General features: G+C 74.1%; 14 protein-coding genes. 7 read left to right on the plus strand and 7 right to left on the minus strand.

Annotated elements, in window-relative coordinates; genetic code table 11:
* Window positions 1-6: 6 nt before the first annotated feature.
* The 4 genes from ACWC5C_RS08865 to ACWC5C_RS08880 form a co-directional block, all read right to left on the minus strand.
* The gene (locus tag ACWC5C_RS08865) at window positions 7-429 is read right to left on the minus strand and encodes a septal ring lytic transglycosylase RlpA family protein (protein WP_450874772.1); all 423 of its coding nucleotides are present in this window, start codon (window positions 427-429) and stop codon (window positions 7-9) included.
* Between the two features lie 883 nt (window positions 430-1,312).
* On the minus strand, window positions 1,313-2,470 hold the full coding sequence (locus tag ACWC5C_RS08870; protein WP_450874773.1) for an acetyl-CoA C-acetyltransferase: 1,158 nt from the start codon (window positions 2,468-2,470) through the stop codon (window positions 1,313-1,315).
* Between the two features lie 16 nt (window positions 2,471-2,486).
* On the minus strand, window positions 2,487-3,110 hold the full coding sequence (locus tag ACWC5C_RS08875) for a TetR/AcrR family transcriptional regulator (RefSeq protein WP_450874774.1): 624 nt from the start codon (window positions 3,108-3,110) through the stop codon (window positions 2,487-2,489).
* A 45-nt stretch (window positions 3,111-3,155) separates the two neighbouring features.
* Window positions 3,156-3,941, minus strand: a complete 786-nt coding sequence (locus tag ACWC5C_RS08880; protein ID WP_450875133.1) for an SDR family oxidoreductase — start codon at window positions 3,939-3,941, stop codon at window positions 3,156-3,158.
* Between the two features lie 54 nt (window positions 3,942-3,995).
* On the opposite strand from ACWC5C_RS08880, the gene ACWC5C_RS08885 reads away from it, so the two are divergent.
* The 3 genes from ACWC5C_RS08885 (at window position 3,996) to ACWC5C_RS08895 (ending at window position 7,318) form a co-directional block, all read left to right on the plus strand.
* Window positions 3,996-5,153 (plus strand): acyl-CoA dehydrogenase family protein, encoded by a 1,158-nt coding sequence (locus ACWC5C_RS08885; protein ID WP_450874775.1) that lies wholly within the window; start codon window positions 3,996-3,998, stop codon window positions 5,151-5,153.
* 54 nt (window positions 5,154-5,207) lie between these two features.
* Window positions 5,208-6,188 (plus strand): acyl-CoA dehydrogenase family protein, encoded by a 981-nt coding sequence (locus ACWC5C_RS08890; RefSeq protein WP_450874776.1) that lies wholly within the window; start codon window positions 5,208-5,210, stop codon window positions 6,186-6,188.
* A 113-nt stretch (window positions 6,189-6,301) separates the two neighbouring features.
* On the plus strand, window positions 6,302-7,318 hold the full coding sequence (locus ACWC5C_RS08895) for a LacI family DNA-binding transcriptional regulator (protein ID WP_450874777.1): 1,017 nt from the start codon (window positions 6,302-6,304) through the stop codon (window positions 7,316-7,318).
* Window positions 7,319-7,321: 3 nt separating this feature from the next.
* Here the strand turns inward: ACWC5C_RS08895 and ACWC5C_RS08900 are convergent, their stop codons facing one another.
* The gene (locus ACWC5C_RS08900; RefSeq protein WP_450874778.1) at window positions 7,322-8,059 is read right to left on the minus strand and encodes a PaaX family transcriptional regulator C-terminal domain-containing protein; all 738 of its coding nucleotides are present in this window, start codon (window positions 8,057-8,059) and stop codon (window positions 7,322-7,324) included.
* 128 nt (window positions 8,060-8,187) lie between these two features.
* Here ACWC5C_RS08900 and ACWC5C_RS08905 point away from each other — a divergent pair, with 128 nt between their 5' ends.
* Together ACWC5C_RS08905 and ACWC5C_RS08910 are read left to right on the plus strand one after the other, a co-directional pair.
* On the plus strand, window positions 8,188-9,843 hold the full coding sequence (locus ACWC5C_RS08905) for an acyl-CoA dehydrogenase family protein (protein ID WP_450874779.1): 1,656 nt from the start codon (window positions 8,188-8,190) through the stop codon (window positions 9,841-9,843).
* Between the two features lie 930 nt (window positions 9,844-10,773).
* Window positions 10,774-11,544, plus strand: coding sequence for a bestrophin-like domain (locus ACWC5C_RS08910; protein ID WP_385441293.1), 771 nt, complete (start codon window positions 10,774-10,776; stop codon window positions 11,542-11,544).
* A gap of 19 nt (window positions 11,545-11,563) precedes the next feature.
* Here the strand turns inward: ACWC5C_RS08910 and ACWC5C_RS08915 are convergent, their stop codons facing one another.
* Complete coding sequence (locus tag ACWC5C_RS08915; protein WP_385441291.1) at window positions 11,564-12,415, minus strand: metallophosphoesterase family protein; 852 nt, start codon at window positions 12,413-12,415, stop codon at window positions 11,564-11,566.
* An 85-nt stretch (window positions 12,416-12,500) separates the two neighbouring features.
* Between ACWC5C_RS08915 and ACWC5C_RS08920 the strand changes: the two genes are divergently transcribed.
* Window positions 12,501-12,962: a universal stress protein gene (locus tag ACWC5C_RS08920; RefSeq protein WP_450874780.1), complete on the plus strand. Its 462-nt coding sequence runs from the start codon at window positions 12,501-12,503 to the stop codon at window positions 12,960-12,962.
* A 106-nt stretch (window positions 12,963-13,068) separates the two neighbouring features.
* Window positions 13,069-13,290 carry a dodecin gene (locus ACWC5C_RS08925; protein WP_450874781.1) on the plus strand — a complete coding sequence of 74 codons (222 nt, stop codon included), beginning with the start codon at window positions 13,069-13,071 and terminating at the stop codon, window positions 13,288-13,290.
* A gap of 7 nt (window positions 13,291-13,297) precedes the next feature.
* Here ACWC5C_RS08925 and ACWC5C_RS08930 read toward each other — a convergent pair whose 3' ends face one another.
* Window positions 13,298-14,365 (minus strand): phosphatidylinositol-specific phospholipase C domain-containing protein, encoded by a 1,068-nt coding sequence (locus ACWC5C_RS08930; protein ID WP_450874782.1) that lies wholly within the window; start codon window positions 14,363-14,365, stop codon window positions 13,298-13,300.
* Window positions 14,366-14,491 lie beyond the last annotated feature (126 nt).

Genomic DNA, 14,491 nt, shown 5'->3' on the forward strand with positions numbered 1-14,491 from the left:
CGGGCCTCACTCGTAGAGGGAGACCGGCAGGGTGCCGGTGCTGAGGCTGCCGATGACGGAGAAGGCGGCGGGGGTCAGATCGATGACGCGGTTGCTGCGGCACGCCCCGTCGCAGCAGCTGGACTCGCCGCAGAAGCTCTTGGTGCGCGGGCCGCAGTCGCTGACGGTGACGCAGACGGACGCGCCGGAGCACAGATGGCGCACCTTGATGGCCGACCCGCAGCCGCGCCGTGGCAGGTTCTCGCCGCACAGATCCGGCCGGGTGATGTCCCAGCACGCCTTGGACGCGTTGGGCCAGGCGGCCTGCAGGGCACTGGACTTGCAGGTGCCGCAGGCCCCGCCCCCTGCGGCGGCACACGGCCCCCAGGCGTTGCCACAACAGAACCAGGTGGCTTCGCCGTTCCCGAGGCTGGTAGATCCACACGCCATGCGCCCATCATGTGCGGGCCCTGCGGGGGCCACCAGCCAGAAGCGTCCGATCCAGCGGCGGGGACGGCAGGCGGCGCGCGCCAGCCAAAAGCTCCAGCCCGGCGGCGGGGACGGCAGCGTGGCGCGTCCCGGCGCGACCGGCGCGGGGCGGCGCGACGGCGAGGCGGCGCGGCGCAGGCCAGCACGGCAGGCGGCGGGCCGGGCGACGGCGCGGGGCGCCACAGCACAGGCCAGCTGCGGGGCATGACCCGACAGCCCGGCGGCGCCCGGCACGCTGACACGAGGCAACGCGGCACGGCGGCGCGGGGCAGCCCGGCGCGGGGGCGCGGGGTTCCCCGGTGCGACGGGGCGAGGCGGGGGGTGCGGCGCAGCCCGGCGCGGCAGGGAACGGCGTGGACGCCGCAGCGCGGGCCAGATGCGGGGCGTGGCCCGGCACGCTGACACGAGGCGGCCCGGCACGGCGGCACAGGGCGGCCCGGCGGGGCGGGGCGGCACCAGGGGCGCGGCGCAGCCCAGCACGGCAGGGTGCGACCCGGTGCGCTGGCACAGGGCGGCGGGGCCGCCCGCCGTCAGAGGCGTTCGACGATCGTGACGTTCGCCTGGCCGCCGCCCTCGCACATCGACCCCCATCCCCAACGGCCCCCTCGCACCGCTCGGCCCCAGGGGCCTCACGGGCTTCGGCTGCCTGCGCCGGACTCCGCCCGCCGAGCGGGTGGCCGCCCGCCGTCAGAGGCGCTCGACGATCGTGACGTTCGCCTGACCGCCGCCCTCGCACATCGACCCCCATCCCCAACGGCCCCCTCGCACCGCTCGGCCCCAGGGGCCTCACGGGCTTCGGCTGCCTGCGCCGGACTCCGCCCGCCGAGCGGGTGGCCGCCCGCCGTCAGAGGCGCTCGACGATCGTGACGTTCGCCTGACCGCCGCCCTCGCACATCGTCTGCAGGCCGTAGCGGCCGCCCGTGCGCTCCAGTTCGTGCAGCAGGGTCGTCATCAGCTTGGCGCCGGTCGCACCCAGGGGGTGGCCCAGGGCTATCGCGCCGCCGTTGGCGTTGACCCGGTCCGGGTCGGCGCCGCTCTCGCGCAGCCAGGCCAGCACCACCGGTGCGAACGCCTCGTTGATCTCCACCAGGTCGATGTCGGCGATCGTCATGCCGGTCTTCTTCAGCGCGTACGCGGTGGCCGGGATCGGCGCGGACAGCATGCGGATCGGGTCCTCGCCGCGCACCGACAGATGGTGGATGCGGGCGCGCGGGGTCAGGCCGTGTTCCCGTACGGCCCGTTCGGAGGCGACCAGCAGCGCGGCGGCGCCGTCGGAGACCTGGGAGGAGAGCGCGGCGGTGAGGCGGCCGCCCTCCATGAGCGGGGCGAGCGCGGCCATCTTCTCCAGGCTGGTGTCGCGGCGCGGCCCCTCGTCCACGCGGACGTCGCCGTACGGGACCACCTCGCGGTCGAAGCGGCCCTCGTCGATGGCGTGGAGCGCGCGCCGGTGGGAGCGGAGCGCGAACTCCTCCATCTCCGGGCGGCTGATCCCCCACTTCTCGGCGATCAGCTCGGCGCCGTAGAACTGGTTGACCGGCCGGTCGCCGTACCGCGCCCGCCAGCCCTCCGAGCCCGCGAACGGCCCCTCGGTCAGGCCCAGCGGCTCGGCGGCCTGGCGGCTGGCGAAGGCGATCGGCACCTGCGACATGTTCTGCACACCGCCCGCGACCACCAGGTCCTGGGTGCCGGAGAGCACCGCCTGCGCCGCGAAGTGCAGGGCCTGCTGGGAGGAGCCGCACTGCCGGTCGACGGTCACGCCCGGCACCTCCTCGGGCAGCCCGGCGGCCAGCCAGCTGGTGCGGGCGATGTCCCCGGACTGCGGGCCCACGGTGTCCAGGCAGCCGAAGACCACGTCCTCGACGGCGGCCGGGTCGACGCCCGAGCGCTCCACCAGCGCGCGCAGCACGTGCGCGCCGAGGTCGGCCGGGTGGACGGACGCCAGCCCGCCCTTGCGCCGCCCGACGGGGGTCCGTACCGCTTCGACGATGAATGCCTCGGCCATGGTCACTCCAGAGAGTTCAGAGTCGGGGGGTGATGCCGTCCAGGACCATCGACACGTACTGGCGGGCGATCTCCTCGGGGCTGTGCTGTCCGCCGGGCCGGTACCAGGACGCGGCGACCCAGACGGTGTCGCGCAGGAAGCGGTAGGCGAGCCGGGCGTCGAGGTCGGCGCGGAACACCCCGTCGGCCACGCCGCGCTCCAGCGTGCCCAGCCAGGCCTGTTCGAACCTGCGCTGCGAGTCGGTGAGGTAGCCGAAGCGGGGCAGGGCGGCGAGCTGCCGGGACTCCTTCTGGTAGATCGCGACGGCGGCCCGGTGCCGGTCGATCTCCCGGAAGGACTCGGTGACGAGCGCCTCGATGGTCTCCCGGGGGCCGAGCCCGGCCCGCAGCACGTCCTCGTACCCCGCCCACAGCTCGTCGAGGAAGGTGGAGAGGATCTCGTCGACCATCGACTCCTTGGAGTCGAAGTGGTAGTACAGGCTGCCCGCGAGCATCCCCGCCTCGTCCGCGATCCGGCGGACGGTGGTCGCGTTGTAGCCCTGGGCGGCGAACACCTCGGCCGCCGTCGCGAGCAGTTCGCGGCGCCGCTCGGGGGACGGGCTCACGGTGGTCTTCTTGCTGTTCCCGCTGATTTTCGGCACGTTCCCATTCTCGCCTCACGGGTGCGGCACTCATCGGTCCCGGGCTCATGGGTGCCGACTGCTCACGGCGACCGACTCGCCCGTCATGTACGAGGAGTAGCCGCTGGCCAGGAAGACGATCACGTTGGCGACCTCCCACGGCTCGGCGTACCGGCCGAACGCCTCGCGCTCGGTCAGCTCGGCCAGCAGCTCGGGCGTGGTGACCTTCACCAGGTGCGGATGCATGGCGAGGCTCGGCGATACGGCGTTGACGCGCACCCCGTACGCGGCGGCCTCGACGGCGGCGCAGCGGGTGAGCGCCATGACCCCGGCCTTGGCGGCGGCGTAGTGGGCCTGTCCGGCCTGGGCGCGCCAGCCGACGACCGAGGCGTTGTTGACGATGACGCCGCCGGAGCCGCGGGCCTTCATGCGGCGCAGGGCGGCGCGGGTGCAGCGGAAGGTGCCGCCCAGGGTGACTTCGATGACCCGGTGCCACTGGTCGTCGGTCATCTCGGTGAGTTCGGCGGTGCCGCCGAGACCGGCGTTGTTGACCAGGACGTCCAGCCGTCCGTGGTGTTCCTCGGCGAGGTCGAGGAGCGCCGCCACTTCGTCCTCGTCGGTGACGTCGCAGGTCAGCCCGGCGACGCGGTCCGCCCCGAACTCCTTGGCGAGGGCGGTGGCCGTCTCGTCGAGGCGGCGTGCGTGGGCGTCGCCGATGACGATCCTGGCGCCCTCCTCCAGGAACCGGCGGGCCGTGGCGCCGCCGATCCCGGCGCCCGCCGCGGCCGTGATGACGGCCGTGCGGCCGGTGAGCAGGCCGTGGCCGGGGACGTACGACGGCTTGTTGTCCATCACAACGCCACGGTAACCTACCAAACACTTGTTAGGGAAGGAGCCCGGGGCCCGATGGATCTCGACCTGACCGAGCGGCAGGAAGCGTTCCGGGCCGAGGCCCGGCGGTGGCTCGCGGCCCATGTGCCCACCGCCGCGCTGCCGTCCCTGGAGACCGCCGAGGGGTTCGCCGCCCACCGCGCCTGGGAGCGGACCCTGTCGTCCGGCCGCTGGTCGGCGGTGACCTGGCCCGAGGAGTACGGCGGGCGGGGCGCGTCGGTGCTGGAGTGGCTGCTGTTCGAGGACGAGTACTACGCGGCGGGCGCGCCCGGCCGGGTGAGCCAGAACGGCGTCAGCCTGCTCGCCCCCACCCTCTTCGACCACGGCACCGCCGAACAGCGGGCCAGGCTCCTGCCGCCGATGGCGCGCGGCGAGGTGATCTGGGCGCAGGCCTGGTCCGAGCCGGAGGCGGGCTCCGACCTCGCCTCGCTGCGCTCCACCGCGCGGCGCGCGGACGGCGGCTGGCTGCTCTCCGGCCAGAAGACCTGGTCCTCCCGGGCGGCCTTCGCCGACCGGGCCTTCGGACTGTTCCGCAGCCACCGGGAGCCCGGCGCCCCGCCGCACCGGGGGCTGACGTATCTGATGTTCCCGCTGGACGCGCCCGGCGTGACCGTGCGTCCCATCGGCCGCCTCGACGGGAAGCCCGCCTTCGCCGAACTCTTCCTGGACGAAGTGTTCGTGCCCGACGAGGACGTCATCGGCGAACCGGGGCAGGGCTGGCGGGTCGCGATGAGCACCGCGGGCAACGAGCGCGGTCTGACCCTGCGCAGCCCCGGCCGGTTCACGGCCGCCGCCCGCCGTCTGGCCGCCCTGTGGCGCGAACGTACCGCAGCCGGGGAGGAGACCGCGGCGGCCCTGCGGGACCGGGTGGCCGACGCCGTGATCCGCGCCCGCGCGTATGAACTCTTCGCCTACGCGGGCGCCTCGCGCCTGGCCGCCGGAGGCACGCTCGGAGCCGAGTCGAGCCTCAACAAGGTCTTCTGGTCGGAGCTGGACATCGGCCTCCACGAAACCGCCCTGGATCTGCTCGGCCCGGACGGCGAACTGGCGGAGGACACCTGGACAGAAGGCTACGTCTTCGCGCTGGCGGGGCCGATCTACGCCGGGACGAACGAGATCCAGCGGGACATCGTGGCGGAACGGCTGCTCGGCCTGCCCAAGAGCAGGCGATGAGCGAACCCGGCGATACGGCGAGACGGCGAGACGGCGACGGAAAGGCGACCGCGCATGAGGTTCCTGCTGGACGAGGCGCAGAGCGAGTTCGGCCGCACCCTGGACCGGATGCTCGGCGCCGCGGACACCCCCGGCGCCGTGCGGGCGTGGGCGCGCGGGGAGCACGGGCCCGGGCGGGCGCTGTGGGGGCGGCTCGCCGAGGCCGGGGTGACCGCGCTCGCCGTACCGGAGGCGTACGAGGGCGTGGGGCCGCTGCCGGTGGAGCTGGCCGTCGCGTACGTCGAGCTGGGGCGGCACGCCGTACCGGGGCCATGGGCCGAGACGGCCGCGGCGGCGGTGCTGCTGACGGCGTGCCCGGAGGCCGGGGGCTGGCTGTCCCGTATCGCCTCCGGGCAGGCCGTGGTCACCGTGGCGACGGCCGAGGGCGGTCCGTACGCCCTGGACGCGGACGCCGCCGACGCCGTCCTCGCCGTCCATGGCGAGGAGTTGTGGCACGCCCCGGGGCACGGCCCGGTGCGGGCCTCCCTCGACCCCGCCCGGCGGCTCGCCCCGCCACTGCCCGGGGGCCAACAGCTCGCGCGGGGCCCGGCCGTCGCCGAGGCCGCCGCCCGCGCCGCGGACTGGGCCGCCTTCGCGACGGCCGCGCAGTCGCTGGGCGCCGGGTTCGCGCTGCTGGACCGGACGGTGGCGTATGTGAAGCAGCGGACCCAGTTCGGCCGCGCGATCGGCTCGTTCCAGGCGGTGCGGCACCAGTTGGCGGATGTGCTCATCGGGCTGGAGTTCGCCCGCCCGCTGCTCCACGGCGCCGCGGTCGCGCTCGCGGCGGGCGGGCCGGGGGCCGGGACCGAGGTGGCCGCCGCCAAGGTGGCGGCGGGCGAGGCGGCGTACGCGGCCGCGCGCACCGCCCTCCAGCTGCACGGCGCGATCGGCTACACCGACGAGTACGACCTGTCGCTGTGGATCCGCAAGGCCCGCGCCCTGCGGGGCGCCTGGGGCTCGCCCTCGGTCTGCCGCGCCCGCGTGCTCGCGCCCTGACGCTCATGTCCCGCCCCTCGCGCCCTGACCCCGCGCCCTGACAAGCGGGCGCGCACCGGGCCATGCTGTACCGACGAGCAGCGGCGGCGAAGCGAACAGCGAGGTATGCCCGGATGCACCGGCCCCGGCCCACCCTGGAGAGCGTGGCCCTGCACGCGGGAGTCTCGCGCGCCACGGTCTCCCGCGTCGTCAACGGCTCGACCAGGGTCGCCGAGGACAGCCGGGCGGCGGTGCTGCGGGCCATCGAGGAGCTGGGCTACGTCCCCAACCAGGCGGCCCGCAGCCTGGTCACCCAGCGCACCGACTCGTTCGCGCTCGTCCTGCCCGAGGAGCCGGGCCGGGTCTTCTCGGACGACGAGTTCTTCCAGGGCGTGGTGCGCGGGGTCGGGCAGGAGCTGGAGGAGGCGGACAAGCAGCTCGTGCTGATGATGGCCCGCTCCCCCGCCGGACGCGACCGCGTCGAGCGCTTCGCCCTGGCGCGCCACGTCGACGGGGTCATGGTCGCCTCGATGCACGGCGCCGATCCGCTGCCCGCCGCGCTGGCCCGCATGGGCATTCCGGTGGTCTGCAACGAACGGCTGCTGGGGGCTGCGGCGCTGCCGTACGTGCTGCCGTACGTGGGCGTCGACAACGCCGGGGGCGCGGCCCTCGCCGTACGGCATCTGCTCCGCTCCGGCCGCACCCGCGTCGCCACGGTCGCGGGCCCGCAGGACATGGTGGCGGGCATCGACCGGCTGACCGGCTACCGGACAGCGTTGAAGGAGGCCGGGCGGGAACCGGTGGTGGCGGCCGGGGACTTCACACAGGAGTCGGGCGCGGTCGCGATGCGGGAGCTGCTGGCGCGGGAACCGGAGCTGGACGCCGTCTTCGTCGCCTCCGACCTCATGGGCCTCGGCGTGCTGCGGGCCCTGCGGCAGGCCGGGCGGCGGGTGCCGGAGGACGTGGCGGTGGTGGGCTTCGACGACGTACAGGCGGCGCGCTACGCGGACCCGCCGCTGACGACGGTGCGGCAGCCGATCCCGGAGATCGGGCGGCGGCTGGCGCGTCAGCTGCTGCGGCTCGCGGGCGGGGAGGCGATCGAACCGGCGGTGGTGCTGGACGTGGAGCTGGTGCTGCGTGGCTCGGCGTAAGGCTCAGGCGGTGTACGGGCGCAGCTGATCGCGGAACTCCCGCTCGAACGCGTCGTACCGCTCCCGCAGCTCCGCGCCCGGCCACCCCTGCGGCAGCAGTTCCTCCGGCAGCACCGGATCGGTCAGCAGCTGCCGCAACACCGCCGCCGCCACCGTGAACCGGTCGGCCGGGCTGTGCGCCGCGTCCAGGGCGGCGGCGAGGCGGTGGGCCCGGTCGGCCCAGTCCGGCAGGTCCCAGAGCCGGGCCGCGAGGGCGGCCGGGTCGTCCTCCGGGGTGGCGGTGAAGCAGCCGCACTGCTCGGCGACCACGGGCGGGCGGGGGCGTACGAGGTTGGCGGGGCGCAGCCAGGTGCCCTCGCGGAGTTCGGCGAGCCGCAGCGCGGCCATGGCCTGGCGGAGCGCGGCGCGCTCGGGGGCGGGGCGGCGATCGGGGGTGACGACGGCGATCTCCCAGGTGCCGTCCCAGCGCCGGGTGCCGGGCGCGCGGCTGTCGTCCTGGCGGGCCTGGCGGGCGAGCAGCCGGTCGGTGAGCCGGTAGCCGCCGCCGTGCTGTTCGAGGTCACCGGCGGCCACCATCCGGGTGAGGGCGACCCGCACCGTCCCCTCGGCCGTGCCGAACAGCGCGCCGACGCGGACGAGCGCGCGGGCGGGCAGCTGCGGCGGATGGTGGCCCAGCAGGGTGCTGAGCACGATCGAGCGCGCCGTGAGGGGGCGCAGCGTGAGCGTTCCGGTGTCGTCCATGGCTGTGCGAAACCCTATCCGTGACCTGGCCGCTCTCCCGACTACCATTACAGTTTCCCATCACGCATACTGAAACTGTAAGAGACGGTAAGGGCACGGCACCGCGGCGACCCCAGGAGACGCTTGCCATGAGCGCGACGCACGAAGTCCTCAACCAGGCCCCGCCCCTCTCCGGCTTCAGCACGGCCGACGACCCCGCCCTGCTGGAGGCCCTGCGCCGGGACGGCGCCGAGTGGGCCGAGCCGCGGGTGCGGGAGCTGGGCGCGCGGGCCGGTTCCGCCGAGGTCCAGGACTGGGCCCGGATGGCGGAGGAGCATCCTCCGGTGCTCCACACCCACGACCGCTACGGCCACCGGATCGACGAGGTCGAGTACCACCCCGCGTACCACCAGCTGATGACCACCGCCGTGGAGAGCGGCCAGCACGCGGCGGCCTGGGCCGAGACCCGCCCCGGGCGGCATCTGGCGCGCGCGGGCCTGTTCTACGCCTTCGCCCAGGCCGAGCCCGGCCACGGCTGCCCGATCTCCATGACGTACGCCGCGATCCCGGCGCTGCGCGCCGAACCGGAGCTGGCCGCCGCGTACGAACCGCTGCTGACCGCCCGCACCTATGACCCCGGGCTGCGCGCGCCGCTCACCAAGCGCGGGCTGATCGCGGGCATGTCGATGACGGAGAAGCAGGGCGGTTCGGACGTCCGCGCCAACACCACCGAGGCCGTACCGGCGGCCGGGGACGACGGGACGTACCTGCTCACCGGCCACAAGTGGTTCACGTCCGCGCCGATGAGCGACGTGTTCCTGACGCTGGCACAGACACCCGAGGGGGTGACCTGCTTCCTGGTGCCGCGCGTCCTCCCGGACGGCACCCGCAACGCGCTCCGCCTCCAGCGGCTGAAGAACAAGCTCGGCAACCGCTCCAACGCCTCCTCCGAGATCGAGTACGACCGCGCCGCGGCCTGGCGGGTCGGCGAACCGGGGCGCGGGGTGCGGACCATCGTCGAGATGGTCAACGTGACCCGGCTGGACTGCGTGATCGGCTCGGCGGCGAACATGCGCGCCGGGCTGCGGCAGGCGCTGCACCACTGCGAGCACCGCCGGGCCTTCGGCGCCGAGCTGATCGACCAGCCGCTGATGCGCAACGTCCTGGCCGATCTGGCGGTCGAGTCGGAGGCGGCCACCACCCTCTCCATGCGGCTGGCCACCGCCCTGGACCGCGCCGAGGCCGGTGACGGGCACGAGGCGGCGCTGCGCAGGCTGGGGCTCGCGGTCAGCAAGTACTGGGTGTGCAAGCGCGGCGCCACGCACGCCGCCGAGACCCTGGAGTGCCTGGGCGGCAACGGCTATGTGGAGGACTCCGGCATGCCGCGCCTGTACCGGGAGGCGCCGCTGCTGTCGATCTGGGAGGGCTCGGGGAACGTCGCCGCCCTCGACGTGCTGCGCGCGCTCGGCCGGGAGACGGGCGCGCTGGACGCCTTCCTCGCCGAGGTGGACACCGCCGCCGGGGCCGACGCCCGGCTGGACGCGGCCGTGGCCCGGCTGCGCGCGCTGCTGCCGCAGCTCGGCGATCCGCAGCGGGCGCAGCTGCTGGCGCGCCGCCTCGCCGAGCAGATGACCCTGGTCCTCCAGGGCAGCCTGCTGGTGCGGTACAGCCACCCGGCGGTCGCCGACGCGTTCTGCGCCTCCCGGCTCGACGGCGACTGGGGCCACGCTTTCGGCACCCTGCCGCCGGGGACGGACACCGGCCCGATCCTGGACCGGGCCCGCCCCAAGGATCTGCGCGCGTAAACCTCCCTCACCGAAACCTCCACACCTTTTCCCCTATTCGGGCGAATAGTTGGGCACATACGGCTGGCGGCGACGTGTTCGGCCGAACATCTCCTCGTGAATCGATGGCATCGCGCATGGCGGGCGGGGATCCTGACCACGGTCCTGCTGCTCGCCTCGACGGGGGCGACAGCCTTAGCCGACGGGGACGGTGACGGCCGGGCGGCCACCGCCGCCCCTCGGCGGACGACCGACGTCCGGGACGGGGCGGCGGCGACGGGGGACGGGGGTGCGGAGCATGGGCCGCGTACGAGGCTGAGGCTGCGGGTGCGGGTGCAGGTCGGCCTGGGGTTCTGTCCGTGTGTCAGGGCGTCGGTGGGGACGCGGCGGGGCTGGCTCAGGCTCCAGTACGGCTGGTGTCCCCCGCCGCCCAAGCCGACACCGACGCCGACGCCGACACCCAGCCCCACGCCTACGCCCACGCCCAGCCCCACTCCGACGCCTACGCCGTCACCGAGCCCTACGCCGACGCCGACACCCACGCCGACCCCCGCGCCGACGCCCACGCCCAGCGCGTCGCCGTCGGCCACCCCGGCGCCGAGCCCCACGCCGACGCGCGCCCCGGCGCCCACCCGGTCGGCGGCGCCCGCTCCCGCGCCCAAGCCGTCCGTGCCGCGCCCCGCGCCGCCGCTTCCGGTCGCTCCGCCGACCCGGTCACCCGAGCCTCCGGCGCCGCCCCCCGAACCGGCTCCCGCGCCGAGCGAGACCCGCCGCGTCGAGGTGCACGCGTATCAGAAGCCCACGCGCCACGAACCCGACAGCGGAACCTCCTTGGTCACGTTCACCCTGCTCATCACCGCGCCCGCGGTCCTCGCGGCCGCCGCGCTCCGCCCCCGCTCGCGCGGCGGGCGCCGCGGCTGACCGTCGGCCGATCCGTACCGGAGGTTACCCATGCCCGAATGGCTGATTCTGCTTCTTCTGATGGCCGGGATCTGCGCGGCCGTCGTCGTCCTCGCGATCCTCAACGCCCGCCGCCTCGGCGACGACGACGATCCGAGCGAGACCCCCGATGTCCTCGACTACATGATCATGATGATCGGCGTGGTCTACGCGATCGTGCTGGGCCTGGCCATCGCCGGGGTCTGGGAGGCCCGTGGCGCCGCCCAGGACGGAGTGCGGACGGAGGCCCAGGCGCTGCACGAGGTGTCCGAGCGGGTGAGCGTCTACCCCCAGCCGGTGCGCGACCGCGTCCGGGACGATGTCGACGCGTACGTACGCCATGTGGTGTCCCGGGAGTGGCAGGTGATGGTCGACCGGGGCGAGCTGACCGACCGGGGCACCGACCTGCTGGCCAGGCTGCGGCACGACGTCACCATGGCCACGCCGCAGACCGACCTCCAGTCGCAGGCGTACCAGCCGATGGTGGACCAGGTGGCCGCCGTGGACGACGCGCGCGGCGCCCGGCAGCAGAGCGCGGGGCCGACGATGCCCGAAGTGGTCTGGGTCGGGCTGCTGTTCGGCGCGGCGCTGGTGATCGGGCTGGTCTTCACCCTGCAGATCCGCCGCTCACCACGGGAGTTGATGCTGGCGGTGATGTTCACCGCCCTCATCATCTTCCTGCTCTATCTGGTGTGGGACTTCGACGAGCCCTTCGGACGGTCGGTGGGCGACGCGACGTCGCCGTTCACCGACCTGTTCCCCGGCGTACGGGGAAGCCTCTGAGCGCGTACCGGGTGGTTGGTCAGGACACCGGTACCGGGAGCACCCGGCGCAGCGGGTCCTCGGGCACCCGGCCGTGGGCCTTCCACTCGCGCGGGTAGCCGACCGAGACCTCCTGGAACTTCACCCCGTCCTCCACCGTGGTCCGGGGGATGTGCAGATGGCCGTAGACGACCGTCTCGGCGCGGAACCGCACATGCCAGTCGGCGGTCAGCTCGGTGCCGCACCACAGGGCGAAGTCGGGGTAGCGCAGCACGCGGGTGGGCAGCCGGGTCATCGGCCAGTGGTTGATGAGCACCGTCTTGAACGCGGGGTCGCAGGCCGCGAGCCGGGCCTCGGTCTCGGCGACCCGGGCGCGGCACCAGGCGTCGCGGGTGGGGTACGGGTCGGGGTGGAGGAAGTGCTCGTCGGTGCAGACGACGCCCTCGTCGTGGGCGTGGGCGAGGGCGGCTTCCTTGGTGTGGATGCCGTCGAGGCGGAAGGTGTAGTCGTAGAGCAGGAACAGCGGGGCGATGGTGAGCGGCCCGCCGATGCCCTCCCACACCGGGTAGGGGTCCTCGGGCGTGACGATGCCCTTGCTCCGGCACAGCTCCACCAGCGCCTCGTAGCGCGCCACGCCCCGGGCCTCCAGCGGGTCCTTGGGGTGGGTCCACAGCTCATGGTTGCCCGGCGACCAGATGACCTTGGCGAATCGCTCGCTCAGCAGCCCCAGCGCCCATTCGATGTCGGCGAAGACCTCGCCGACGTCCCCGGCCACGATCAGCCAGTCGTCCTCGGAGCCGGGCCGCAGCCGCTCGACGATCGCCCGGTTCTCCTCGTAGGCCACGTGCAGGTCACTGATGGCGAGTAGTTCGCCCCGGTGCGTGCCGCCCATTGTTTCTCCTGTCGTACGGTCGGCGGTCATGGTGCGGGACGGGCCGGATGATCACCCGCACGTCCCTGGCGCTAGCCTCGCAGATGTGGTGGACAAACTTCCCGCGTCCTTCGAGCGCGGAACTGACGGTCCGAAGGTTATCGTGGCCGGTCTGGACGGTTCCGAGTCGTCCTGGCGTGCCGCCGCGTACGCCGCGGGGCTGGCCAGACGGCAGAAGGCGCTGCTCGCCGTGGTGTACGTACAGCCGGTGCTGGCGGCCGGGGCGTCGCTCGGCGCCTCCGTGGCGGACACCACGGGCGAGGTGGCCGAGGAGCTGCTGCGGGAGGTGCGCGAGGCGACCGAGCGGCTGCGCGGGGTCTTCGAGGTGCGCTGGGAGTTCCACACCTTCCGCGGCGATCCGTACAACGGCCTGGTGACGGCGGCGGACGAGCTGAAGGCCGACGCGGTGGTGGTCGGCGCGTCCGAGCAGGCGGGGCACCGCATCGTCGGCTCGGTGGCGGTCCGGCTGGTCAAGGCGGGGCGCTGGCCGGTCACCGTGGTGCCGTAACGCACCGGGCGGGCCCTCGTCCGGCTCGCGGACCGGGGCGGGGTGAGGCACCGTGGGGAGAGGGGCGGTCCGACCGTCCCCATGACCAGTCCCCAAGGAGACTGCCATGTCCCATACCTACCGGGTGACGGAGATCGTCGGCTCGTCCACCGAGAGCGTCGACGACGCGATCCGCAGCGGTATCAACCGCGCCTCGAAGACGCTCCGCAATCTTGACTGGTTCGAGGTCGGTCAGGTCCGCGGGCATATCGAGAACGGCCGGATCGCGCACTACCAGGTGGGGCTGAAGCTCGGCTTCCGGCTGGAGGACGCCGACTCCGGCTCCTGAGCAAGATTCAGCCACGGGGGACGACGGCGGACAGCACGGACGGCAGCGGATACCAGTCGGCGGTCGCGAAGCTGGCGTGCCGGGCGGCGAGGTCGTTCACCCGCGCACGGGCCTGGGCCTCGGTGGGGCGGGTGCCGTCGATGGCGGGCGCCACGTTCTGCGCGTCCGTCATGGTCAGGATGTAGTGGCGGGTGTCGTACCAGGCGGTGTCGATGTTCCCGGTGACGTACGCGGAGGCGTCGCCGTCGAAGAACACGAACCACGGGCGGATCGCGGCGTCCTGGTAGCGGGTGCGCGGGTCGCCGCTCGCGGCGGTGTGGACGGCGGGGAAGGCGGCCGCCTGGCGGAGCTTTCCGGCGGCGGCGAGACCGCGCAGATGGGTGGCGTACTCGCGGTCGGTCCACAGGGTGTCGAGCGGGTTGTTCTCCTCGACGGTGCCCGGGATCAGCTCGACGATGAACTTGCCCGCGAGCGCGGACCGGGACGGCCAGGCCCCGGCCCGTACCGCCTGGTCCAGGTCGGCGTGGTCGCCCACCACGTCGGCGGGGCGCAGCAGCGCGTCGCCGAGCGTGCCGGACAGGAGCGCGTCGAGGTCGTCGGGGCCGCGCCCGCTCTTGTCGTAGAAGCCGTCCTTCAGCTCCGTCTTGATGACGATGGGCCGGTGGCCGGGGTGGGCGTCGTGCCAGGCCTTCATGTCGGCGAGGCACCCGGCCAGGGTCTGGTTACGGGCCTTGGTGCGCAGTTCGGCAGCGGTGGCGGCGTTCTCGCAGTTGTTGTCGTTGCCGAGCGGGTTGCTGTGCGAGACCCGCCACCCGGCGCCGAACGCGTTGGTCCACACGTCGAGTTCGAGCAGGGAGGCGCCCGAGTCGAGCGCGTCGGCGAAGTACGGGTACTTCGCCTTCTCGTACGCGTTGTGCACGCCCACCCCGGTGGTGGCGGCGTACGACGGCTCGGCCGCGGCGGCCGGGCTCGCGCCCTCCGCCGCCGTCAGACACAGCGCGGCGGCCGCCGCCGCGACCGCCACCGTCCGTGTGTGCCGCGCCCTGCCGGACACGGCTCCCCCCGCGCTGCCCATCTGCCCCCACCCCTGACGCCGCCGTCACAACTGGGCAGCAGCGTACGGGAGGTGCTGACGGGTGACGAGAGGAGCTTCGTCACATAGGGGTGTTCCGGGGTCGGCCGGTCAGTCGGTCAGTCACTC

Source organism: Streptomyces sp. NPDC001700 (assembly GCF_053596435.1).